Genomic DNA, 24,488 nt, shown 5'->3' on the forward strand with positions numbered 1-24,488 from the left:
GATGAAAGATTTTATTCGGAAATTTTTGCCATCCGGCGGAATTGCGGTAGGGGCGGCATTGGCCCTCGCAGCTCTTTCTGCCTGTACCGACTACGTGGCACAGATGGAAGGCGATTTCGAAGCCTGGGCGTCTTTGCAAGGTGATGAAATTCCGCTGTCGACCACGAAACCGAGTTCCTCGGCTTCTGTTTATGTGGCGACCGGCTCCATGCTTGATGATCGTGATGGACAGATTTACAAGACTGTCACGATTGGTTCGCAGACTTGGATGGCGCAGAATTTGAATTATGCCCATCCTGACAGCTCTTATTGCTATGACAATGTAGTTGCCAATTGCAATACTTATGGCAGGCTCTATACATGGTATGCTGCTATTGAGGCCTGTCCGAGTGGGTGGCATTTGCCGAGCTTGGAGGAATACCAAACGCTGTTTGAAACTGTGGGTGGCAGTGATGCTGCAAAGAAAAAACTCAAGTCTACGAGTGGTTGGAGCGGTGGCGCCAATGGCACGGATGATTACGGATTTACCGTTCTCCCGGCGGGAAGTCATTTTTACTTTTCGTCGGATATGGGAGAAGAATCGTTGTTGTGGACGACTTCACAGACGACTTATGGCGATGTAAACTATGTTTATTTTATCCAGTTCTCGAGTGCGGGCCTTTGGGATATTTCCTCTTATAGAAATAAAGCCAATTCAGTCCGCTGTCTCCTAAACTAGAGTGAAAAGCATGAAAAACGTGGTTGTCTATTTTTCGCTAGCATCTGCCATTATCGCTCTTTCCGCATGCACGGATTACGTCGCCCAGATGGAATCCGACTTCGAAACGTGGGCCTCCCTGCAGGGCGGGGACTATCCGGAATGGGGTGGCAACGAAGTCCCGCCGTCCAGTTCTTCGGCTTCATATACCACTTCCGTAGTGACGGGTTCCATGCTTGACGAGCGAGACGGCCAGATTTACAAGACAGTGACAATTGGTTCGCAGACTTGGATGGCGCAGAACCTGAACTTCGCATCGGATTATTTCTGGAGCTATTGCTATGATGACCTGCCGAGCAACTGCGCCAAGTACGGAAGGCTCTACACGTGGGCTACGGCCATGGATAGTATCGGCGCGTTTAGCACGAATGGCAAGGGATGCGGTTATCAGGTTTCGTGCTCGATATCATATCCTGTGCGCGGAATTTGCCCCGAAGGTTGGCATTTGCCAAGCAAGGAAGAATGGGAAGTGCTGCTTAATGCGGTCGGTGGTGAAGATAATGCAGGAACCAAGCTGAAATCAAGCACCGACTGGCTTAATGGTGGCAACGGACTGGATTCGTATGGATTTAATGCTTTGCCTGCGGGCATGAGATATGAAACTTTGGGATCCGACGATATGGGTGAGGACGCCGAATTTGTAACATCATCGGAGTATGTCAGTAGCGGGCTGTATTATGATCAGTATGTCGCTCACTTCTATGATTCGGCCACATGGGTGACCATACAGTTTTCTGGAAAAAACTACGGCTACAGCGTCCGCTGCGTCCAGAACTAGAATGTCTGCCGTGAGGCAGTACGCATTACCTTAAGCCGAAGAATATCACCATGCTCACGATAAGCGCGAAGATGCTTATCAGGTGCATACGCCACACAATCTTCGAGTTCATCAGGGGCTTGCTCGGGAAACGGCCTTCCCACTTTTTCTGGTAGTGGTGGTGGAGCGGCGCACAAAGGAAAATGCGCTTGCCCGTGCCGGTTGTTTTTTTGGTGAACTTGAACCAGAGAATCTGAAGCAGCACCGAGCAGGCCTCGGCGATGATGATGATGCATACGATGGGGAGGAACAGCCCCGCCTGCACCAAAATAAACATGATGCCGATGGTGGCGCCGAAGCCCACGGAACCCGCGTCACCCATGTAGATTTCGGCGGGAGGGCTGTTGAACCACAGGTAGGCGAGCAGTGCGCCCGCGATGGCCATGGCGATGGGGAATAGCTCATCGCAGCCGGGCAGGTACGGCACGTGCAGGTAGGTACTGAAGATGAAGTTGCCGCTCACGTAGGCGACAAGCCCTACGAAAATCATGCTGGTAAGGATGGGCACGGAAACGAGGCTGTCGAGACCGTCGGTAAAGTTCGTCCCGTTCGCGCTGGCCGCGATGACGAACGTCATGAAGGCGACAAAAATCCAGTTGGGGAGGTGCAGCTGGAATACGTCGATGGGGCAGAAGGGGATGGTCAGGTCGCCCTTGAGCTCGGGGATGAACTTGTAGCAGAAAATCGCGACGATAAGGCTGAACAGGAAGTAGAGGAACAGGCGCAGGCTGCTGGAGATGCCGTCGGCCTTGTCCATGTAGTCGGCGGCCTTGAGTTTGCCGAGCTTGATGAGGCGTTTGGCGCGGACCTTCGCGATGTCGTCGATGGCGCCCACGGCGGAGAAGGCCGCGAGAATCACGAGCGTCGAAATGGTGTAGCCGTTCATCTTGCAGACGAGGAGTGAAACCACCTCGACCACCACCACCAGGAGCAGCCCGCCCATGATGGGTGGGGACTTGGTCTTACCGTCCTTGTCGAAGTCGCTGGTGGCGTCGAGCCCCTGCAACAGGCGGATGTACTTGGGCATGAAGAACAGCACGAGGATGATGGAGAGCATGGCGGCCGAGCCTGCGCGGAAGAGACGGCCATCGAAAATGTCCATGCTGGTAACGTGATAAAGCCAATGACAGAGCATAGTTATAAAATCTTAGATTTTCCCGGCGAGGGGGTTGTGTCATCCTGAGCGGAGGGCGCAGCCCGTAGTCGAAGGATCTGGTGTTTAAACTTGTGTTTTTTCTTTGCAAAGATAAAATATTGTGCCTGCGTTGGCTTTGGACTGCCCGAAATTTCTACATTATGGGGCATGAGTGAATTGCGTATCGATTGCCCCCATTGCGGAGCCACCTTCAACGTCATGCTGGACGGGGAGCCCTCGTCCATGATGGTCTTTGCCTGTGCCAAGTGCAAGACCCCGCTGATGCACATGGCCGGAGTGACTTCGGAACTGGACCGGGAGGAGTTTGCGCGCCTCCGCGAACGCCTGAACCGCGTGCTGAGCGCCGTCATGAAGCGCGAGGGCGAGGTAAGCGAGGTCGCTGCGTCTCTCAAGAAGCTCGTGGATGAGTCGAACGCCCGTGCCGAGGAGCGCGAGTCCGAACCCGCTGTCGCGATATCCGACGAGGCGCTAGCGGAACTGCAGAAGGGCCTCGACGAGATGGACGTGGACAGCTTCCTGGAAAAATTGTAATTCATGTTAAACTTTTTCATAGCAGCCCTCGTGGTGGCGCTTGCCCCCGGCCCCGACAACCTGTTTGTGCTCGCCCAGAGCGCGACTCACGGAGCGCGTGCTGGATTCAGCGTGATTTGCGGGCTGTGCACGGGCATCTGCGTGCAGACGGTGCTCCTGATTGTTGGGGTGTCCGCGCTGATTGCGGCTAGCCCGATTGCTTTCTTTGTGCTGCAGTGCTGCGGGGCGGCATACCTGCTTTACCTCGCGTACAAGAGTTTCCAGGTCCGCGCTGGAGTGGTGAAATTGGACGCGGGTGATGCTGGCGAGATGCGCGCGGGCAAGGAAGGCGCGGGCCTTTCGTTCCGCAGGCTCTACCTTCGCGGCATCATCATGAACATCACGAACCCGAAGGCGGTTCTTTTTGCGCTTTCGTTTATTCCGCCGGCGGTCGACATGAGCCGTGACATGAGCCCGTCGCTCCAGATGGTTGTTCTCGGGGCGGAATTTGTGACGGCGACCTTCATCGTGTTCGGCTCCATCGCGCTACTTGCGGGCGCCGTGAAGAAATTCATGCTCAACAGCCCGAAGGCGAACCGCAATTTGAACTGGTTCAGCGGCTGCGTGTTTATCGCCCTCGCCATTGCGCTGTTCGCGCTCTAACGGTCATCCCCGCTATACGATACTTGGCAACTTGTTGCCATAGTAGAGTTATCCTCTTTGGGGAGAAGGCGGGGATCTCCATTTAGGTGAGTTGCTTCTGCACCAATTCGAGGATCTTTTCAATCGCCACTTCGGGCGCGTCGCTGGTGTCTCCGCCGGCGGCACGGGTGTGGCCGCCACCGCCGAATTCGCGGGCAATCGCGTTCACGTCCACGATGTAGTTGCTGCGCAGGCTAATCTTGTACTTGCCGTTTACGGGGTATAGGAACAGCGCCACTTCGGTGCCGCCGACTTCGCGGATGGTGTCGATGACGTTGCTGAGTTCCACGGGCGTGACGCCGAATCGTTCCATGTCTTCGGGGGTGATGTGGGCGTAGACCACTTTACCCCCGAGCCCGAGCTTGCAGTTCTGCATCACGAACCCGGTCACGAGCGTCTGCTTGTAGGTGCGCGTGTAGTACGTCTCGTTCACGATTTTCGCGAAGTCGATTCCCTTCTCGATGAGGTCGCCGACCACCTGCATGGTGCGCTTGCCCGTGCTGCTGAACTTGAAGGCGCCCGTGTCGTGCACAATGCCCAGGTACAGGCTGTTCGCGGTCTCGCGCCCGACCTTCGCCTTGTCGAGATTCACGTACAGCACCTCGCATGCGGAACTCGCCTCGGGTTCCACGAGGTTCAGGGTGCACAGATTCAGCGGGTTAGAAATGTGGTGGTCGATGTTTATCGTTTTTTTCGCGGCACGGATGCATTCCGCGCCGTTCGCCCCCACGCGCTCGAAACTCGGGGTATCCATGAGGAAGGCGAGGTCGTAGGGTTGCCCGCCGTTGCATTCTGCGGTGTAGGCCTCGCGCGCATCGCTTGCCCCGCGCAGAATCCGGTAGCTCTCGGGGAACTTCTCGAGGAACAGGTCCGCACGGATTCCCGGGAAATTGTCGCGGATGTAGTTGTATATGGCCGTGGTGCTGCCCACGCAGTCGCCGTCGGGCCTCACGTGCCCGAAAATCGCCACCGTCTTCGCTTCGCCCAGGAATTCGTCAATCGTCATGTTCAATCCTTTTTGCGGGGAATATAATAAAAACCGGGTGGAGGCTAGAAGGAAAATTTGCTAAATATACAACGTAACGTAGGAGGATTTTCTGTATGAAGCGTTTTTTGCTGGGATTGGCTCTCGCATTTTTTGCCGCCTGTGATGACGAGAGCAGTTTCGTTCGGCCGGGGGATGAAGATTCCTCTTCTTCTGTCATCCCCGGCTCGTCCGGGAATCTATCCAGCAGCAGCGTGCGTTCGTCATCCTCGACTCCGGTCGAGGATCTGTCTAGCAGCTCCGCGCGCTCGTCATCCTCGGCTCCGGTCGAGGATCTGTCTAGCAGCAGCTCGGCGAAGTCAAGTAGCAGCATTGCTTCCAGCAGCTCTGCAAAATCCAGCAGCAGTGCGAAGTCTTCCTCGTCGGTGCCGTTGAGCAGCAGCGAATACGTGCCGTTCGATCACTCCCAAACATTGGCTGGTGCTTGGCGTATAGGTGAGGATAGGTACAAAACTTTCACGGATCCGCGTAATGGCCGTAGCTATTATTATATAACAATAACGGGACATCCGTTAACAGGAACAGGAAATGTGTCTGTGACCGTGATGGCGGAAAACTTGAATATCGGCGAGATGGTGCTCGGCGAAAACGACCAGAACAATGATTCCAAGATTGAACGCTACTGCTACAACAATGATACTACCAAATGCGACGAATTTGGTGGCCTCTACCAGTGGGCCGAGATGATGCAGCTGCCGAGCCGCTGCAATACCGAGAGTTGCACCGACCTTATTCAGGAAAACCATCAAGGAATCTGCCCCGATGGTTGGAGGCTGTTCACGTATGAAGATTATATTGTTGTTCGTACTGCCGAAGGAAATGATGATGGTGTAAAGGGGCTGCGCTCTACATATGGTTTCAGCGGAACGAATAGCAGCGGATTCTCTTTGGTTGGCGCGGGAATGCGCGGCTCGACCGGAACATTTTCGGGCTTAGAAGAAAAAACAGCTTGGTTCCGCCCAGAGGAATACGCAGAAGAACCTAATGTTCGTGCTCACCACGGTCTTATAAGTACAAAGGATACTGCTCCGCAACAGAATCATAGAGAACTCAAGGAAAAGGGCTTCTCCGTCCGCTGTACTAAACTAGAAGAATAAAAACACATCAAAATCATCTTTTTTAGGAAAAGCGAATGCTTTTCCTGTCCAAATTTTTACCTAAAAGGGCCAAAATCATGTCCAAGAACGTCAAGTCCAACAACAAGAACACCAAAAAATCTGCTTCCAAGGCAAAAAAGTCTACCCGCAACAACTACAAAATGGACGCCTAGAAACATCTCCTTGCAGTTTAATTCTGTACCCGCTGTTCGCGAAGGCCGAAGTGACAAATCGTCGCAAGGCTTTCGCAGTACCAGCTTCGGAACGTTCCTGGAATAAACGGTCTTATTCCAGAAACACACTCGTATTTCTTTGCGGAGAGGGGCGTTTTGCTAAGCAAACAATGGAACGAAGTGATTTTGTTTGCGTGCGAAATGAACCTCGAAGCAAACTCTTTAACGAAAAGCAGGTCTGGACCTGCTTGAAAAGATCCCCACCTTGGTGGCCACGCGCACTAAGCACTAAAGTGCTAAGTGCTGTCCGCCCGCCTGCGCGGGGATGACATTTTTTTTCTTTTGCCATTTTTTACCTCTTTGAAAAGATCCCCACCTTGGTGGCCACGCGCACTAAGCACTAAAGTGCTAAGTGCTGTCCGCCCGCCTGCGCGGGGATGACATTTTTTTTTCTTTTGCCATTTTTTACCTCTTTGAAAAGATCCCCGCCTGCGCGGGGATGACGAGAATTGGCGCGGGGATGACGAGAATTGGCGCGGGGATGACGAGAATTGGCGCGGGGATGACATTCGGGTCTGGATCCTTGAGTTGGGTTAGAGATTGCTTCGCTGCGCTCGCAATGACATTTTAGGCCGTTTTTGCACCCAATTTTCGCTTTTTCCGCACAATTGCCCGCCTTATTATTTACTATTATTCCCCCCAAATTGCATTTTTGACTGGGTCCTGTGACCAGATTCGCCAATTCCACTGGTGCAAGAGCAGGGAAACTCGGACAAAAACATGTAATGAAACAACAATCAAAAAAAAGGAATGGCTATAATGGCTACTATCACTAAAGAAAAAGCTGCAGAACTCACCGCCAAGTTTGGTGCAAACGAAAAGGACACCGGTAATGTCCGCGTCCAGATCGCAATCCTCACGGAAAAGATCAAGAATCTGACGGAACACATCAAGAGCCACAAGAAGGACTTCCACTCCCTCCGTGGTCTGTCTGCCATGGTTGCCAAGCGCCGCAACCTCCTCAAGTACTACGGTGAGCAGGACATTCTCGCTCAGCGTGCTCTCATCAAGGAACTCGGTCTCCGCGGCTAATCTGCGGACTGGAGATAATCTATGTCTATTGACGCATACCATCAAAAATACGGCAAGATGCTCGACCCGAAGGAAGTGTCGGTTACGCTCCCTGACGGCCGCGTCATCACGTTCGAAACGGGCCGTATTGCCAAGCAGGCACGCGGTGCCGCAGTCGCCAAGATGGGCGACGCGTTCGTGCTCTCTACTGTCTGCTACGGCGAAGAGAAGGAAGGCGATTTCTTCCCGCTGACCGTCGAATACCGCGAAAAGGCCTACGCTGCTGGTCGCCTCCCGGGCGGCTACAACAAGCGCGAAGCCGGTCGCCCCTCCGACGAGGAAACTCTCTCTGCCCGTATCATCGACCGCCCGATTCGCCCGATGTTCCCCGAGAACTTCACGCGCGAAGTCCAGGTGATTGTGCAGGTTCTTTCTGCTGACCGCAAGTTTGCGCCGGATGTGCTCGGCGTGTCTGCAGCATCCCTCTCCATCGGTCTTTCCGAACTGCCCTTCGAACAGCAGGTTGCCGCCGTACGCGTGGCCGTGGTCGATGGTCAGAACATCGTGATGCCCACCTACGAACAGATGGCCTGCGCCGATCTGGACCTGGTGGTCGCCGGTACCGAAGATTCCGTCTGCATGGTGGAAGGCGGTGCCTACGAAGTGTCCGAAGACACGATGATCAACGCAATTCTCGCCGGTCACGAAGCCATCAAGCTCATGTGCAAGGCCCAACAGGAACTGGTGGACCGCTGCGCTAAGCCGAAGATGGAACTCAAACCGCAGCACGTTGGCGAAGCCCACGAAAAGCTTCTCGCCACGGTGAAGGAAGTCGTGTGGGACGAACTGAACAAGGACGTCCACTCCAACATGGTGAAGACCGACTTCTATCCGGCTATGGCAGACCTCTGCGCGAAGATGCTGGAAGACGAACGCATTCTCGCCATCATTGGCAAGGACGAAGAACAGGATCCTGCTCTCGTTGCCGACGCGAAGGCAATCTTCAGCGACTACGAACGCACTGCCATGCGCGAAATGATCCTGAACGAAGACGTGCGCCTCGACGGCCGTACTACGACCGAAGTCCGCCCGATCGAAATCGAACTCGGCGTTCTCCCGAGCGCTCACGGTTCTGCGATCTTCCAGCGTGGCGAAACCCAGGGTCTCGTGGTCTGCACGCTCGGCTCCAAGGCCGACGAACAGCGCTACGAAAGCCTGCAGGGCGAAGGCTCCAAGAGCTACATGCTGCATTACAACTTCCCGCCGTACTGCGTGGGTGAATGCAAGCGCCTCGGCATGAGCCGCCGCGAAATCGGTCACGGCCACCTCGCCGAACGTTCTCTCGCTGCCGTTCTTCCGCTGCCGGAAGACTTCCCGTACACCATCCGCGTGGTTTCCGAAATTCAGGAATCCAACGGCTCTTCTTCCATGGCCTCTGTTTGCGGTGGCTGCCTCAGCTTGATGGACGCTGGCGTTCCTATCAAGGCTCCGGTCGCAGGTGTCGCCATGGGCCTCATCTCCGAAAAGGGTTCCGTCAAGGAAGGCGGCAAGATTAAGATCTTGACCGACATCACCGGTACGGAAGACCACCTCGGCGATATGGACTTCAAGGTGACGGGTACTGCCGAAGGTATCACTGCCTTCCAGATGGATATCAAGATCCGCGGCATTACGCCGGAACTCATGCGCGAAGCTCTGGAACAGGCTCGCCAGGGCCGTCTGCACATCTTGGGCAAGATGGCTGAACTCGGCCTCGCCGCTCCGCGTCCGAAGGTTTCCGAGAAGGCTCCGACCATGATCAAGATGCGCATCCCCACCAACAAGATTCGCGACGTCATCGGTTCCGGTGGCTCCGTGATCAAGGGCATGCAGTCTCAGACGGGTTGCACCATCAACATCGACGACGATGGCAACATCGACATTGCCGCCCCGAGTGGCAAGGCCGCTGCAGTCTGCCGCCGCATGATCGAAGAACTCACGGCCGAACCCGAACCGGGCCGCAAGTACAAGGGCAAGGTCAAGACGATTCAGCCGTTTGGCGCGTTCGTCGAAATCTTGCCTGGTCGCGACGGCCTCGTGCACATCTCCGAACTTGCCGACCACCGCGTCGAGAAGGTCGAAGACGTCGTTCACGTGGGTGACGAAGTCGAAGTGCTTTGCCTCGGTGTCGACCCGAAGGGCAAGGTGAAGCTTTCCATGAAGGCGCTCCTCCCTCCGAAGGCCGCCCCGGCTGCTGAAGCTCCGGCCGCTGAAGCACCTGCTGCAGAAGCTCCGGCTGAAGCATAATTCGTTTATACGAAATTGAAAGCGCCCGGCTTAACCGCCGGGCGTTTTCGTATATAGGCACCGAAGGTGCCCACGAAGGGAAACACACGAAAATGTCGCGCAAAACAAGTTTGCGCTCCCGTTCATACTGCGTATGAACGCAGAACCCGCCTTAGTTGTTATTTCGAGAATAGGTGCTTGAAGGCTGCCCCGAGCCCCTGGGCCTTCATGTCGGACCAGAAGGTGGTCGGGACGGCGAGCAGTTCGGCGATGGGGCGCGGGAACTTCTTGAAGATGTACTGCCTGCGCTTCATGCCGATGCGGATGTTCTCGGGGCGCCAGTTGCTCCCGAAGTGGTGGATGCTCACCGTCTCGTCGGCGGTATTGATAGCCCCATCCAAGAAGCGCTTGGGCGAGAAGTACCATTCGGGCAGAATATCCAGCCCGTTGAACTTGTCGCAGGCGTTCGCGAGAATCTGCGGGAGCACGAGCTGTTCCACCTTCTCCTCGCTGTATTCGTAATGCCTTTCGGTGTAGTACTTGAGCGCCTCGCCGATGATGGGCGAGCCCTTCTCCGCCCCGAGGAACGAGGGCTCGATTCGCTTGGAACCGTTCTCGTACCCGAGGATGTACTTGCGGTCGAGCAGTTCGTTGGGCGACTTTAGCAGTTGCACGTCGGAATCCAGGTAGATTCCGCCTTCGGTGTAGAGCGCGTACAGGCGCACCGCGTCGGCGGCAAACGCCCAGTTGCCCTGTTCCATGGCTTCAAGAATCCAGGGAATGCCTGTCGCCTTGGCCTTCTGGTAATCCCAAAAAATGCAGTTGTAGTCGCCCAGGAACTTTTCCCAGGATTCCATACAACGTTGAACCTTTTCCGGAAAAGGTTCGTTCGAAAGCCAACAATAATGAAAAATCTTCGGGATCATAAAAATTCTCCGTCTACACCCTTATTTTAACATTTTTTTCGTCAAATGGAATGCTTTTTTTGCGATTTTATATGAATAATTAGGCATAAAGGCGGAAAGAACGTCTTTTTTGTTATATTTTTGTAACAAGGATTGTGATGGGACCGTTCTTATTGACATTGGCGTTTGCTCTTTCGATAGTGAATTTCGCTGTCTTTCTGCTTTTATTCCGGAAGCAGCAGAACAATTACATGTTCTTTACGTTTGTCGCCATCGTCGTCAGCTGTTTCGGTCACTGGCTCCTGGGGTTCTCGGAATCGGTCGACGGGGCCATCCTTGCAAATAAGATAAATTACCTGGGCTCGGCGTTCTTGCCGATGCTCATGTTCTTTACGCTCGCGGAGGTTTGCCGGCTGAGGATTCATCCGGTGGTGCGGGTCCTTCTGATTGCCTTTAGTTGCTTTGTCCTTTTCCTCTCGTTTACAGTCGGCTACAGCCAGATATACTACAGGACGGTAGAGTTTGTCGTTCAGAGCGGGGCGGGCAACTACGTGGCGACATACGGCTGGGGTCACGATGTCTTCAATGCGATGATCCTGTTGTATGGGGTGCTCGATATCGGGGTGATTGTCCATGCCTGCCTTATGCGGAGGCTGGTCTCGCTCAAGAATATCTTTGCGATGTTTGCTCTACAGCTCGTGACGGTTTCGTCGTTCTTTGTTTCGAGGTACATGGAAAACGACATGCTCTGCATGCCCTTCGTGTATCTCGCCGACCAGTTCTTCTTGCTCTACATCAGCTTGAACGTAAAGTGGTACGACATCGCAAGGAGCGTGATGCAGTCGCTCGAAAAGGACAATACGAACGCGTTTGTCTCTTTCACGCCTGATGGCGAATACCTTGGCTGCAACGAGATTGCGCTTGCCTTTTTCCCGAAGCTTGCGGAGTGTCGCGTGGATGTGGCGATTCCCGACGAAAGCGAGATGGGGGCGGTGTTCAATCCGCTGCTCAAGCAGGTCGAAAGCGGAAAATCGCGGAATGCGTTCAAGTTCTGGTTCGGCAATCGTCATTTCAGGTGCTCGGCACGAATGATTCCTCTCTGGAACGTGATGCAGATTTGCCTTTTCCGCGTTGAGGATGACACGAGCGTGCAGATGTACGTGGATACGCTTGGCAAGAGCCATAACCAGCTGGTGAAGGTGGTCGAGCAGAACGCGCAGGCGGTGAGTGCCATCCAGGAACAGATGATTGTGGGCATGGCGAACATGGTCGAAAGCCGTGACGGCAATACGGGCGGTCACATCAAGCGCACGAGCCAGGTGATTCGCATACTGGCATCCGAGATGCGCAAGGATATGGCGTACGGGAGGATGGATTCTTTCTACGATGCGTTGATTTCTGCCGCTCCGATGCACGACCTCGGTAAAATAGCTATCGATGACGAAATCTTGCGCAAGCCCGGACGATTTACCGATGACGAATATGAGCAGATGAAGACCCATGCCGAGAAGGGTGCGGTGATAGTCGAAAACCTGCTGACAGGAATAGAGGACCCCTTCTTTGTGCAACTGTCGAAAAACGTGGCCCATTACCACCATGAGCGTTTTGACGGTACGGGCTACCCGCAAGGCTTGCGGGGCGAGGAGATTCCCGTGGAAGCGCGCATTATGGCGGTCGCGGATGTCTACGACGCGCTGGTGAGTAGCCGCTGCTACAAGGAAAGCATGTCGTATGACAAGGCGGGGGATATTATCCTCTCCGGGATGGGGACACAGTTCGACCCTGTCCTTCAGAAATATTTTATTGACTGCGAACCAAAACTTCGCGATTACTACAGGACCGTGGAGCACTAGCGTATGGAAAACATGGTGATTTCTTACTTGGTGCTGATGTGCGTGGTCTCGTTCCTGAACCTGTTCGCGCTTGTGCTGTTGTATCGCAAACAGCTGAATTTCTATTTCGCGTCTATCTTTGTCTCGGTACTTGTTGCGAACATCGGCTACTTGGCTGGGGCCCTTTCCGAGACGAGGGAGACGGTCATCATCGCGACCAAACTTTGCTACCTGGGGTCCGTTTTCGTGCCGATGTTCGAGTATTTCATTATCCTCCGCATCTGCCGCTTCAGGTTCCCGGACTGGGGAAAGCTTTTGCTGGGGCTTTGTTCTGTAGCGATACTCGTGCTCGCTTGCACTATCGGATATAGCGATATCTATTACAAAACGGTCACCTACACGCACATGTACGGGGTGGGCTATTGCTCTTGCGAATATGGGCCGACGCATATCCTGTGGAACATAGTGCTGGTGTGCTACACGCTTGCTAATATCGTGACCATTAGCTATGCGGCGCGTACGCGGATCAACGTGAGCTACAAGAACCTGATTGCCATTGCGTGCATGACTCTGATTTCCATTATATCGTTCCTTGTTTCGAGAAAGGTCGGGAGCGATACGATGGTGGTGCCGACGGTGTTTGTCATTGACGAATTTATTCTCTTTTTCGTGTGCCTGCGCGTAAGGATGAGCGATATTTCGGATTCCGTCCTTGAATCGCTCGAGGCGGAGAACCAGAATGCCTATGTGGCGTTTTCGGACAAGGGAATCTACCTCGGGTGTAACGACATCGCCTTCAAGTTTTTCCCGGAACTTGGTGAATTCCGCGTGGATGAGCCGATGCCCAAAGACCTTGAAATCTCCAAGCATTTTGGCTCGCTGATGGAATCGTTCGTGAGGAAGGATTCCCCGAGCGACAGCTACTTCGCGTACGGGAGGCGCAACTATAGGGTGTGCGTGCGCAAGGTCGTCCGCAACAAGATTTCGCATATCGTGCTGTTCCGCATCGAAGATGAAACCAGGCTGCAGCGCTATATCAAGAAACTCGATACGCACAACACGAAGCTCAAGGACGTCATCAAGGATAACGACCGGCATATCCACGCCATCCAGGAGCAGATGATTGTGGGCATGGCGAAGATGGTCGAAAGCCGCGACAGCAATACGGGCGGGCACATCATGCGCTCGAGTGCGGTCGCGGGAATCCTTGCCGAAGAACTTCGGAAGGATGATGGCTTTGGACGCACGAAGGAATATTACGATGCGCTGATTGCGGCGGCGCCGATGCACGACCTCGGGAAGATTGCGATTGACGACAAGATCCTGCGCAAGCCCGGCAGCTTTACGCCCGAAGAATTCGAGGTGATGAAGACTCATGCCGAGAAGGGGGCCGCCATCGTGGAGAACCTGCTTTCCGAAATAGAGGAGCCCTTCTTTGTGGAGATTGCGAAGAATATCGCTTGCTTCCACCACGAGCGTTTTGACGGAAGCGGTTACCCGTACGGGCTCTTTGGCGCGAATATCCCGTTCGAGGCTCGCGTAATGGCGATTGCGGATGTCTACGATGCGTTGGTGAGCAAGCGCTGCTACAAGGAGCAGATGTCCTTTGAGGATGCCTACAATTTGATTATAGATTCCATGGGGACGCATTTTGACCCGAGGCTCAAGGCAAGTTTTGTCGCATGCCGCGAAAAACTCGAGAACTATTACAGGAATAGCCCCGGCTGGGAGTCCAACGAAAAGTAAAAATAGCCTGCTTTGGCTTTTAATTTGCTATCTTTGTACGCATGACAAAGTTTAGCGAATTCCCGTATGTTGCCGACCGCTTCAACGCCGTCCGCAGGGAAACTGTACAAGTCCGCGTTGGCGAGGCTTTGATAGGGGGCAACGCCCCCATTTTAGTTCAGTCCATGACCACCACCAAGCCGAAATACGTCGAGAAGACGGTGGCCGAGACGCTTGCGCTCGCCAAGGTGGGCTGTGGACTGGTTCGCATTACCGCTCCGACATTTGCAGATGCAGCCGCTCTTGAAGAAGTGATGAAGCAGGTGCGTGCCGCCGGTTGCACGGTGCCGGTTTCCGCCGACATCCACTTCCAGCCGAAGGCCGCGTTCGAGGCGCTCAAGTGGGTCGAGAAGGTCCGCATCAATCCGGGTAACTTCGTGGATACGGGCATTTTGACGCTCGACCAGCAGACGGACAAGTCGTTTGACGAGGGCAAGGAAAAGGTTGCCGAGGCTTTCACTCCGTTTGTGCAGGAGGCCAAGCGCTTGGGACGCGCCATCCGCATCGGTGTTAACCACGGCTCGCTCTCTGCCCGCATGATTTACCGCTACGGCGATACGGTGGAAGGCATGGTGGAAAGCGCCATGGAATACCTGGCCGTGTGCGAAGCCGAGCATTTTGACCAAGTTGTTTTAAGTTTGAAGAGCAGCAACCCGCGCGTGGCGATTGCCGCCTACCGCATGCTCGCTGCCCGCATCAAGCAGGAAGGCTTCAAGCCGTACCCGTTCCACGTGGGTGTCACGGAAGCGGGCGCGGGTGCCGACGGACGCTTGAAGTCTGCGGCCGGCATCGGCGCCTTGCTGCTTGACGGTCTCGCCGACACCATTCGCGTATCACTCACCGAAGATCCTGTGGCCGAAGTCCCGGTGGCGCAGGAGCTTATCAAGGCCTGCGCTTTGCCTGCTGCGCCGACGGCATACAACGTGCCGGTTCTCGAGAAGGACCCGTACCATTACGAGCGCCGCGCGACTTCTGTCGTGAATGTTTCCGGCGTGGAAATTGGTGGCAATAGTCCGGTGAAGGTCGGCGTGAAGGCCGATGCGATTGCACTTACCGGCGAACGCCGCAACGCGGAATTTGCGCTGCCGAGTTTGGATGCCGCCCCCGTGGTACAGTTCAAGGACGCGATAGACATCGCGGGGTTCGCCGCGAATCCGGCGAGCGTGCCCGCAGGTTCCGTGTTCTGCTATACCGGCGCCGAGATGGTCGCTGGCGTGCGCGCCCTTGCTGCCGCATTGGATGCGGCAGGTCGCCAAGACCCGATTTTGCTTTACGCCAAAATTGGTGACTCCGAAAAGGAAACACTCCGCGTGTCCGCCGATATCGGTAGCTTGGTAACCGACGGTCTTGGCGACGCCGTCGTTATCGACGGCTACAAGGGCGCTAAGGAATGCGTGCTCCTTGCATTCGATATTCTGCAGGCCGCCTACTGCCGCCGCAGCAAGACGAACTTTATCAGCTGCCCGAGCTGCGGCCGCACCCTCTACGATATTCAGCAGGTCATGGGCAAGATCAAGGCCCGCTTCGGACACCTCTCCGACATTTCCATCGGCATCATGGGCTGCATCGTGAACGGCCCGGGTGAAATGGCTGACGCCGACTTCGGCTATGTGGGCGGTGGCCCCGGCCGCATTACGCTGTTCGAAGGCAAGACGGCTGTGAAGAAGAATATCCCCGAAGAGGACGCCATCGAGGAACTCGTGAATTTGATTAAGGAGCGCGGTCGCTGGCAGGAACCTTAAAAGATCCTCGCCTTCGCGAGGATGACATTGAAGAAAAGATTTTAAACATTAACAAAGGACATAAAAATGGCAACTATTAAGACGATGAACAACATTTCCAAGAAAGGCTTGAGCCTGTTTGGCTCGTTCTACCAGGTTTCCGACTCCGTCGAAAATCCGGATGCTATCTTGGTGCGTTCCGCCCAGGTTGATACCGACAACTTTGACGGCCTGCTGGCTGTCGCCCGCGCCGGCGCTGGCGTGAACAACATCACCATCGACAAGGCTTCTGCAAAGGGCATCTGCGTGTTCAATACTCCGGGTGCAAACGCCAACGCCGTTGCCGAGCTCGTGATGACCGTGCTCGGCATGGCCGTCCGTAACGTGGACAAGGCCGCCGCATGGGTCAAGAACCTCGACACCACCGACCCGGACCTCGCGAAGACCGTCGAAAGCGGCAAGAAGAAATTCGCCGGCATGGAACTCGCTGGCAAGACTCTCGGCGTGATTGGCCTCGGCAAGATCGGCGTGCTCGTCGCCAACTATGCCCGTTGGAAGAACATGCGCGTCATCGCTTACGAACCGTATCCGAACGCCGCCAACATGCATGAACTCTCCAACAAGGTGGAAATCGCCGACCTCGACACCGTGATTGCGAAGTCTGACTTCCTCACCGTGCACGTCCCGTTCATCAAGGGCGTGACCGAGAACCTGCTCAACCGCAAGAACCTCGCCGGTTTCAAGGGCAGCTACATCATGAACTTCGCCCGCGGTGGCATCGTGGAAATGGCCCCGGTCAACGAGATGCTCGCCTCTGGTTCTCTGCAGGGCTACCTCTGCGACTTCCCGGATGCAGACCTCATCAAGAACGACAAGGTGACTTGCTTCCCGCATCTCGGCGCCTCTACCGAAGAAGCCGAAGAAAACTGCGCCGTCATGGCCGTCGAAGAACTGAAGGACTACATCGAATTCGGTTGCGTCCGCAATTCCGTGAACTTCCCGGCCCTCGTTGATCACCCGCACGCTGGCGTCAAGAGCCGCGTCGTGGTCATCAACCAGGATGTTCCGAACATGATTTCCGAAATCACGAAGGTGTTCGGCGCCGAAGGCATCAACATCGCCAGCTTCAGCAACAAGAGCAACGGCAAAATCGGTTACAACCTCGTTGACGTGGAAAGCAAGGTGGACGACTCCATCATCGAGAAACTCTCCAAGCTCGACAAGGTCATCAAGGTCCGCGTGATCCACTTCTAAGATTGCGCCCCGCAAAAAATTTAGACCGTAGCATGACGCTTCGGTCTTTTTTGTTTTTATATGAGTTGCTCTATTTCTGCTTGCACATGAGCGCTTCTTTCATGGTGTATTCTTCGTGTTTTTTCTTGTTGCCCTTGCGCTTGTAGAATTCCACGATGTTGTGAATCACGATGCAGTCGGAAGGGTATAGTTTGTGGGCGCGTTCCAGATAAACTATCGCGCTGTCGCTCTTTTGGAGCATGTGCACGACGCTCATGGCGTTCAGCGATTCGACGCTGTTGGGGAGGAACTTGAACATCTGGCGCGCGAGCATCTCGTAGCACGGGTCGTTTTCTACTTCGAAGTGCTTCCTTGCGGCGATGGTGAATTCGCCCTCCAGTAGTTTGTCTGCGTTGTCGATTTTTCGCCCACCTGCGAGTTCGCACTTGTCCTTTTTCGTCTTTAACAGGTCGTGGATTTTTTCGAAGTATTTGACTTGCTCCTTGCAGTTTTCCATTTCGCCGTTCAGTTGGACCTGCCCGAGCCAGATGTCGATTCGGTACGGGAAGCGCTCGAGCGCAGAATCTAGTATTGCCGATGCCTCCTGTAGGCTCCCGAGGGAATAGGCGGAGCGTATGGTGTTGCTCGAGGCGCGGATTTCTTTTTTGATGACGCTGTTCGCCCTCGTAATCCATTCTTCGGGGGTATCGGCGAAGGTCTGTGCGAAATACACGGCTAATATGGTAAATAAAATCTTCTTCATGTTTTGAATTATAGAATTTTTCTACTTTTCGTTACAAAATAGGATTGTAGGAATGAAGATTCTGGTGACAGGTGCGGCGGGTTTTATCGCCTCGAAGATCATGGCGATGCTTTCGGCCCGTGGTGACGAGGTGGTGGGACTCGATAACATCAACGACTATTACGATGTACGCCTCAAGTACGGGCGCCTGTGGGAAAACGGCTTCCGTTCGGTGAATGGTGGTGTGCTTGCCGAAATCCCCTTCGGGCAAATGCTTGAAAGTTCGACGCTCGCGGGTGCACGCTTCGTGCGCATGGACCTCGCCGACAAGGAATCTATCGACAAACTTTTTGCGGCCGAGAAGTTCGACAAGGTGGTGAACCTCGCGGCACAGGCCGGCGTGCGCTACTCCATCACGAACCCGTATGCCTACATGCAGAGCAACATGGTCGGCTTCCTCAACATTCTCGAGGCATGCCGCAACAACCAGGTAAAGCACCTGCTCTATGCTTCTTCCAGTTCTGTTTATGGCTTGAACGCGAAGGTGCCCTACAGCGAAGAAGACAATGTCGACAGGCCTATTAGTTTGTATGCGGTAAGCAAGAAAAGCAACGAACTGATGGCGCATTCCTACGCGAAACTTTACGGCATCCCGATGACGGGACTGCGCTACTTTACGGTTTATGGCCCGTGGGGCCGCCCCGATATGAGCCCGATGCTCTTTGCCCGCGCCATCTCGAAGGGCGAGCCCATCAAGGTCTTCAACAATGGCGACATGATTCGCGACTTCACCTATATCGACGATATCGCGGAAGGCAGCGTTCATGCGCTCGACCACATGCCTGTCGCTGCGGAATGCGAAAACGGCGTGCCCTACAAGGTGTACAACATCGGCTGCAGCCACCCGGTAAAGCTGATGGACTTTATCGCCGAAATCGAGAACGCTTACGGTGAGCCCGCGAAGAAGGAATTCTTGCCGATGCAGCCGGGCGACGTTTACCAGACGAACGCCGACACCACGAAGCTCGAGGCCGAATGCGGATACAAGCCGCACTGGAGCCTGCACGACGGCATCGCTGAGTTCATGAAGTGGTACAAGAGCGACAAGAATCCACTGAGGTAGATACATATTAAAAAACGCCGACGGCTCCCATCCGGGAGCCGTTTTTGTGTAGAAAAGATTGATGGAAAGATTATTTCACGTTTGACAGAATGTCACTTTTGGAAACATGAAGGAGGCTGACCGCTTCATCGGGAGATAGCTTGCCGGCTTTTATTAAGATTTGGGCGACTTCTTTACGGTCGTCTTCTTTTCCCTGCAAATACGAGCCCTGTTTCTCATAAAGCATGTCCGTCATTCCGTCAACCTCGTTCAATAGAGTTTCGTCCGTATACCCTTCTAAAGATACATCTTTTGCGAACTCTTTGTCAAGGAGGCGCTTCAGCTTTTCTTCGGGGATTTCATTTTCTTCAAGTACATCGCGAAACAAGCGCAGCATTTCGGCCCTGTCGGACGTGTCGCGCTTTTCGGGCGGGGTGCGATCGTCGATGGCAAAGAACTTCTCGATTTCGACCAGGTAGATGTCCATCTTGTCATAGTAGAGACGATGGTTCCGTACCAGTTGAGCGTGGTGTAGGTACGTATTCCGTTCTTTCGGAAACTGGTTCTCGGTCAGGATGGAGAGCACGTAGATGTGCGGCAGGTTGTAATCCTGCGACTTCTTGACCGTGCGCGAGACAACACGGGCGGTATAGTAGAGAAGCCGGTCCACAAAAAGCGTGTTGAAGTTCTGCTGGACCTCAATCAGCACGGGTTCTCCCGCCTGCGTAGTTCCGTAAATGTCGAAAATTGCAGTCTTGTCGTTCAAAACACCGGGATTTTCGGGTACTCCGAGTGTATAGGATTTTATCGCTTTTTCACCGGTGAGGCCAAGCATTGCGTTTAGAAACTTCACGGTGCGTTCAGGCTTGGCCTCGTTCGCCAGGAGCATCTTGAAGATGCCGTCGCTAAACGGATAGACGTTCTTGTATTTCTTGCGGTAGTATGCCAGACGCTCGGGGTGCTCGTGCACGTCCTTTGCCATGGCGATGTATTCAATGCGGTTCATTTAATCTCCCTTTGGGTTGGCGATACCCCGGAATTGGGGTGTGCCTACCTATAAAAACGATTGAAACGCGAAAACGTTACCTTTGGGCCGTTTTTTTCGCGGACTTGCGGAAAAGAGGGGAAAATAGCTCGCCAAAAGAAAAAATGCGTTGGCTATGCGTACGGTTTGTGTAAAAATGTGTTATCTTAAAGGTATGAAGTATTCAACTTTAATATTGGCTCTTTTGCTTGTGGTCTCTTCGGCCATGGCTGCAGCGCAGGGAACCTTGGTCGACAAGCGCGATGGGAAAAAGTACAAGACGGTGCAAATTGGCTCGCAGACCTGGATGGCTGAGAACTTGAATTATAAGACTAAGGAAAGCTATTGCTACGAAGACAAGTCTGCAAACTGCAAAAAAAATGGACGCCTTTATAAATGGGATGCAGCACTACAAGCATGCCCTGCTGGCTGGCATTTGCCAAATAAAGAGGAGTTTGAAGCATTGTTTGCTTCAATTGGTGGAGATGCTGCCGGCAAGGGAATTGCAAAAAAATTGAAGTCAAAAACTGGTTGGTCTGAGGAGAATGGAATCGATGCATTTGGTTTCTCCGTGCGTCCTGTTGGTAGCTGGACTTATTCTGGAGATTATTATGGATACATCGGCATGGATGATATCGCGAATTTCTGGAGTTCTTCTGGGGCCCATGTCGGCAATGCGTTCTACATAGATTTTCTTTGGAATTCAGACGATGTCTACTTGGGAGCAGAATCAGCTGATTTAAGATTGTCTGTCCGCTGCCTCAAGGACGATGAAAAAGAATTCGTTGACAATCGAGATGGGAAAAAGTACAAGACCGTTACAATAGGCGATCAGACTTGGATGGCGGAGAACTTGAACTATGAGACGGAGAACAGTTTCTGCTATGAAGAAAAGGCTGCAAATTGTAAAAAATATGGTCGCCTTTACACATGGGAAACTGCGTTAAATGTATGCCCCGCTGGCTGGCATTTGCCAAGCAAAGAGGAGTTCGAGGTTCTGATTGCTGCAACTGGCGGGGTAAATGTTGCAGGCAAGGCTCTTAAATCGAAAGGCGGATGGAATGGAAAGATTGGCAATGGTTCTGACGCTTTCGGCTTCTCTGTGCTCCCAGCCGGCAGCTGGGATTCCAATGGTGGTTTCAACCGCGAAAATTACAACGCAACGTTTTGGTGTTCTACAGAGAATGATAGCAATGGTGTCTGCTACATGAATTTGAGTGGTAACTTCGACGATGTATTATTAAGTATCGACCCCTTTAAGCACTACAAGGTATCCGTCCGTTGCCTCTTGGACGATGACGAATCGGAGGTGCAGCCAGTAAACGCGGCATGGAATGTATACAATGACGAAAAATCCAGTGCTTCCTTGATAGATGAACGTGACGGTAAAACGTATAGGACGGTTTCCATCGGCAACCAGACGTGGATGGCGGAAAATCTGAACTACGAATCGAAGGACAGCTACTGTCTCGAAAACAAGTCGGCAAATTGTAAAAAATACGGTCGCCTTTACGCGTGGAATGCCGCTCAAAAGGCCTGTCCTGTTGGTTGGCATTTGCCGGATAAAGAGGAATTTAAAACTTTGTTCGAGGCTGTTGGCGGTCAAAGCTCTGCTAGTAAAGCTCTCAAATCGAAAGCTGGCTGGAACGGCAATAGCAATGGTAATGACTCCTTCGGATTCTCGGGATTCCCCACTAGCTACAGAAGCATCAATGGGGGCTATGGAGCCAAAGGCGAGTTTGCGTACTTCTGGAGTTCTTCAGAGCGTAGCAGAGATCTTGCATACTACATGTACTTGTATGATTACAACAGTGTGGGTTTGGAGGATGGGCCTAGGGACTATGGGTTCTCAGTCCGTTGTCTCAGGAATGGCGATGAATCAACAAGGTCGGTTGTAAATGTTACGGCAGGTTCCATGATAGACGAACGCGACGGCAAAACATATAAGACCGTTACCATCGGCGATCGGACCTGGATGGCAGAGAACTTGAATTACAAGACCAATGATAGCTACTGCTACAAAGACAAGGCTGCAAATTGCTCCAAATATGGTCGCCTTTACGCTTGGGATGCGGCAAGATCGGCCTGTCCTGAAGGCTGGCATTTGCCGGACAAAGAGGAATTTGAGAGATTGTTTAAGTCCGTTGGTGGCGAAAGCATCGCTGGTAAAAAATTGAAATCAAAGAATGGCTGGAAAGATGGTGGTAATGGAACGGACTCCTTTGGCTTTTCGGCGCTCGCTTCCGGCTGCAGCTATGGCTACGACAGTAAGGGGTACAACTATGAGGGCATCGGTGCTGATTTTTGGAGTTCTTCTGAGGCAAATGCTGGATCCGCGTACTATATGGTTTTGGACTATCGCTACCTCAACGCGGGTTTGGAAACCGGTCATACAGCCTCAGATCGTAGGTTATCTGTGCGTTGTATTCAAGATTATATAGAAGAAGTTATATTATTCGACTCTTCTGAAGGCCCGGTTCTGGCCGCATCAGTGGTTGTTGATGAAAATAGTTCTGCAGGATCCTTAATTGACAAACGTGACGGGAAAAAGTACAAGACTGTGCAAATCGGCTCGCAGACCTGGATGGCAGAGAACCTGAATTATAAGACGCAGGATAGTTACTGTTATGATGATAACTCTAGCAACTGTTCCAAGTATGGTCGCCTTTACACATGGAATGCGGCAACTTCGGCCTGTCCCGAAGGCTGGCACTTGCCGAACAATGCAGAATTTGAAACATTGTTCGAATCTGTTGGTGGAAAACAGGTTGCTGGAGTAAAATTAAAGGCCAAGTCTGATTGGAATAGCGACGGTAACGGCACGGATGTCTTCGGTTTTTCGGCGATTCCTGCTGGTGTTAGGAGCTACGATGGAAATTACCTCGAAGAGGGCAACTTCTCGCACTTCTGGAGTTCTACGAAAGCCAGTAGTTACGACGCGTTCTACATATATTTGAACTACGGCATGGACAATGCGAGCCGGTCTTTCAACGATAAACTCGTTGGGTTCTCGGTGCGTTGCCTCCAGGACGCTGGCGAATTGGGTGAACCGAATAGTTCTGCTGGAACTTTGGTAGATACGCGCGATGGGAAATCGTACAAGACGGTACAAATAGGCAACCAGACGTGGATGGCGGAGAACCTGAATTACAAGACGCAGGATAGCTATTGCTATGGCGGTAAGTTTGTAAACTGCAAAAAGTATGGCCGTCTTTACAAATGGAACGCAGCAAGAACTGCGTGCCCGAGCGGTTGGCATTTGCCGAGCAAGGAGGAATTCGATATATTGCCTAATTTGATCGGTAGTGATCAGTTTGGTAAAAGTTTAAAATCTAAGGTTGGCTGGAAAGATGGAGGAAATGGCGTTGATACTTATGGATTCTCGGTGCTTCCTGCCGGCTACAACTACGATGGCGAATACCACAATGAGGGCATCAGCGCTGCTTTCTGGAGCTCTACCGAGGATAATAGTGATGCTGCGTATGAGGTGAACTTTGTTTACGAAGACGACTTGGTGGGCATGGCGGGCAGTGAAAAGGAGATGGCGCTCTCAGTCCGTTGCGTCAAGGACTAGCATGGGACTCTTTCGCCAAAAAACTTCTATATTGTTTTTTGATGATTTCTCGTGTCGTTATACCCGTTGTGCTCCTTGTCTGTGCGCTTTTTGCGGCGGACGTGTTTGTGCTACCTGCCGTGACGCCCGAACTCAAGGCGAAAGCGGGGGAGTACTACAACAACGAATGCAAGGGTTGCCATCGCTGGGCGCGCAAGTTTGCGGCGCCGCCCATGAAGGATAACGTCGCGCAGTATGTAGAGAATCCCGAGGCTCTGGTGCAGTACCTGATGAAGCCCGAACCCAAGCACCCTGACCAGTGGGACCCGATGGAAATTTCGCCCATGAGCGAAGCCGACGCGAAGATGATGGCGTCGTGGCTGCTGTATATTCTGGAGCACCCGGACGACCTCGGAAGGCCTAAGTAACAGGAGCTGTGCTTGAAGTATTGGATGGGTGGCATTTTTGCGGTCGTGTGCGCGTTCTTTCTGGCGGATTTCCTCTTTTGCCAGAAGGCCACTCCTGTGCGAGTGGGTGCCGATGCGGGCGGCCCGAATTCGATTGCCTTTTTGCACGAGCTTCACGGCGAAAACATCGGGCTCGATTGCAGCCACTGCCATACGGGTGCTGCGTCCGGGGCGCGCGCATATATGCCCGCAAAGGCGGACTGCATGGATTGCCACCGCCTGCCGCTCACCGAAAATCCCGGAATCGAGAAGCTGGATTCGGCGCTGGCCGCCGCTCCGGCATACCCCTGGAAGCACGAGTCCGCGTTGCCGGAGCACGTGGTGTTCCACCACGGGGTACACGCGGCCGCCGGGGTGGAGTGCGCGGACTGTCACCGCGGTTTTGCCGGAGCTCAGCCCGGCGCGAAGGCCGACGTGTACGGCGGCGAGAATTTCAGCATGCAGATGTGTCTCGCCTGCCACAGGGGCGAAACGTTCAAACAGAAGAATTTCAGGCGGGCGGCCACGTACTGCGCCGCGTGCCACAGGTAG

General features: G+C 53.5%; 20 protein-coding genes. 15 read left to right on the forward strand and 5 right to left on the reverse strand.

The window, feature by feature from the left end; all coding sequences use genetic code 11:
* Position 1 precedes the first annotated feature (1 nt).
* Together B2952_RS04355 and B2952_RS04360 are read left to right on the forward strand one after the other, a co-directional pair.
* Positions 2-718, forward strand: coding sequence for a fibrobacter succinogenes major paralogous domain-containing protein (locus B2952_RS04355; RefSeq protein ID WP_290735674.1), 717 nt, complete (start codon positions 2-4; stop codon positions 716-718).
* 10 nt (positions 719-728) lie between these two features.
* Positions 729-1,535, forward strand: a complete 807-nt coding sequence (locus B2952_RS04360) for a fibrobacter succinogenes major paralogous domain-containing protein (protein ID WP_290735676.1) — start codon at positions 729-731, stop codon at positions 1,533-1,535.
* Between the two features lie 25 nt (positions 1,536-1,560).
* Here B2952_RS04360 and mraY read toward each other — a convergent pair whose 3' ends face one another.
* On the reverse strand, positions 1,561-2,709 hold the full coding sequence (gene mraY / locus B2952_RS04365) for a phospho-N-acetylmuramoyl-pentapeptide-transferase (protein WP_072810228.1): 1,149 nt from the start codon (positions 2,707-2,709) through the stop codon (positions 1,561-1,563).
* Between the two features lie 168 nt (positions 2,710-2,877).
* On the opposite strand from mraY, the gene B2952_RS04370 reads away from it, so the two are divergent.
* On the forward strand, positions 2,878-3,261 hold the full coding sequence (locus B2952_RS04370; RefSeq protein ID WP_097035191.1) for a hypothetical protein: 384 nt from the start codon (positions 2,878-2,880) through the stop codon (positions 3,259-3,261).
* Positions 3,262-3,264: 3 nt separating this feature from the next.
* Complete coding sequence (locus tag B2952_RS04375) at positions 3,265-3,903, forward strand: LysE family translocator (RefSeq protein ID WP_290735679.1); 639 nt, start codon at positions 3,265-3,267, stop codon at positions 3,901-3,903.
* Between the two features lie 82 nt (positions 3,904-3,985).
* On the opposite strand, the gene B2952_RS04380 is transcribed toward B2952_RS04375, so the two are convergent.
* The gene (locus B2952_RS04380) at positions 3,986-4,948 is read right to left on the reverse strand and encodes a DHH family phosphoesterase (RefSeq protein WP_290735682.1); all 963 of its coding nucleotides are present in this window, start codon (positions 4,946-4,948) and stop codon (positions 3,986-3,988) included.
* A gap of 95 nt (positions 4,949-5,043) precedes the next feature.
* Between B2952_RS04380 and B2952_RS04385 the strand changes: the two genes are divergently transcribed.
* From B2952_RS04385 to pnp, 3 genes are all read left to right on the forward strand, one after another.
* Positions 5,044-6,084, forward strand: a complete 1,041-nt coding sequence (locus tag B2952_RS04385; RefSeq protein ID WP_290735685.1) for an FISUMP domain-containing protein — start codon at positions 5,044-5,046, stop codon at positions 6,082-6,084.
* A 992-nt stretch (positions 6,085-7,076) separates the two neighbouring features.
* On the forward strand, positions 7,077-7,349 hold the full coding sequence (gene rpsO, locus B2952_RS04390) for a 30S ribosomal protein S15 (protein ID WP_072810239.1): 273 nt from the start codon (positions 7,077-7,079) through the stop codon (positions 7,347-7,349).
* 21 nt (positions 7,350-7,370) lie between these two features.
* Positions 7,371-9,614, forward strand: coding sequence for a polyribonucleotide nucleotidyltransferase (gene pnp / locus B2952_RS04395; protein WP_290735687.1), 2,244 nt, complete (start codon positions 7,371-7,373; stop codon positions 9,612-9,614).
* A gap of 158 nt (positions 9,615-9,772) precedes the next feature.
* On the opposite strand, the gene B2952_RS04400 is transcribed toward pnp, so the two are convergent.
* Entirely contained in the window at positions 9,773-10,519 is a 747-nt protein-coding gene (locus tag B2952_RS04400) for a glycosyltransferase family 32 protein (protein WP_290724429.1), read from the reverse strand.
* A gap of 137 nt (positions 10,520-10,656) precedes the next feature.
* Between B2952_RS04400 and B2952_RS04405 the strand changes: the two genes are divergently transcribed.
* From B2952_RS04405 to B2952_RS04420, 4 genes are all read left to right on the forward strand, one after another.
* Entirely contained in the window at positions 10,657-12,351 is a 1,695-nt protein-coding gene (locus B2952_RS04405; protein ID WP_349679835.1) for an HD domain-containing phosphohydrolase, read from the forward strand.
* Positions 12,352-12,354: 3 nt separating this feature from the next.
* Positions 12,355-14,076: an HD domain-containing phosphohydrolase gene (locus tag B2952_RS04410; protein WP_290735691.1), complete on the forward strand. Its 1,722-nt coding sequence runs from the start codon at positions 12,355-12,357 to the stop codon at positions 14,074-14,076.
* A gap of 41 nt (positions 14,077-14,117) precedes the next feature.
* Positions 14,118-15,857 (forward strand): (E)-4-hydroxy-3-methylbut-2-enyl-diphosphate synthase, encoded by a 1,740-nt coding sequence (ispG, locus tag B2952_RS04415; protein WP_290735694.1) that lies wholly within the window; start codon positions 14,118-14,120, stop codon positions 15,855-15,857.
* 66 nt (positions 15,858-15,923) lie between these two features.
* Positions 15,924-17,090, forward strand: a complete 1,167-nt coding sequence (locus B2952_RS04420) for a phosphoglycerate dehydrogenase (protein WP_072810253.1) — start codon at positions 15,924-15,926, stop codon at positions 17,088-17,090.
* 70 nt (positions 17,091-17,160) lie between these two features.
* On the opposite strand, the gene B2952_RS04425 is transcribed toward B2952_RS04420, so the two are convergent.
* On the reverse strand, positions 17,161-17,832 hold the full coding sequence (locus tag B2952_RS04425) for a hypothetical protein (protein ID WP_290728018.1): 672 nt from the start codon (positions 17,830-17,832) through the stop codon (positions 17,161-17,163).
* Positions 17,833-17,884: 52 nt separating this feature from the next.
* Here B2952_RS04425 and B2952_RS04430 point away from each other — a divergent pair, with 52 nt between their 5' ends.
* On the forward strand, positions 17,885-18,934 hold the full coding sequence (locus tag B2952_RS04430) for an NAD-dependent epimerase/dehydratase family protein (RefSeq protein ID WP_290728020.1): 1,050 nt from the start codon (positions 17,885-17,887) through the stop codon (positions 18,932-18,934).
* A 70-nt stretch (positions 18,935-19,004) separates the two neighbouring features.
* Here B2952_RS04430 and B2952_RS04435 read toward each other — a convergent pair whose 3' ends face one another.
* On the reverse strand, positions 19,005-19,919 hold the full coding sequence (locus B2952_RS04435) for a PD-(D/E)XK nuclease family transposase (RefSeq protein WP_290728022.1): 915 nt from the start codon (positions 19,917-19,919) through the stop codon (positions 19,005-19,007).
* Positions 19,920-20,112: 193 nt separating this feature from the next.
* Here B2952_RS04435 and B2952_RS04440 point away from each other — a divergent pair, with 193 nt between their 5' ends.
* The 3 genes from B2952_RS04440 to B2952_RS04450 are packed head-to-tail and all read left to right on the forward strand — an operon-like array spanning position 20,113 to position 24,488.
* The gene (locus B2952_RS04440; protein WP_290728024.1) at positions 20,113-23,511 is read left to right on the forward strand and encodes a fibrobacter succinogenes major paralogous domain-containing protein; all 3,399 of its coding nucleotides are present in this window, start codon (positions 20,113-20,115) and stop codon (positions 23,509-23,511) included.
* 41 nt (positions 23,512-23,552) lie between these two features.
* Entirely contained in the window at positions 23,553-23,918 is a 366-nt protein-coding gene (locus B2952_RS04445; protein ID WP_290728026.1) for a c-type cytochrome, read from the forward strand.
* A 12-nt stretch (positions 23,919-23,930) separates the two neighbouring features.
* Complete coding sequence (locus B2952_RS04450) at positions 23,931-24,488, forward strand: cytochrome c3 family protein (protein WP_290728028.1); 558 nt, start codon at positions 23,931-23,933, stop codon at positions 24,486-24,488.

It is taken from the genome of Fibrobacter sp. UBA7003, from assembly GCA_002449765.1.
Taxonomy (GTDB): domain Bacteria; phylum Fibrobacterota; class Fibrobacteria; order Fibrobacterales; family Fibrobacteraceae; genus Fibrobacter.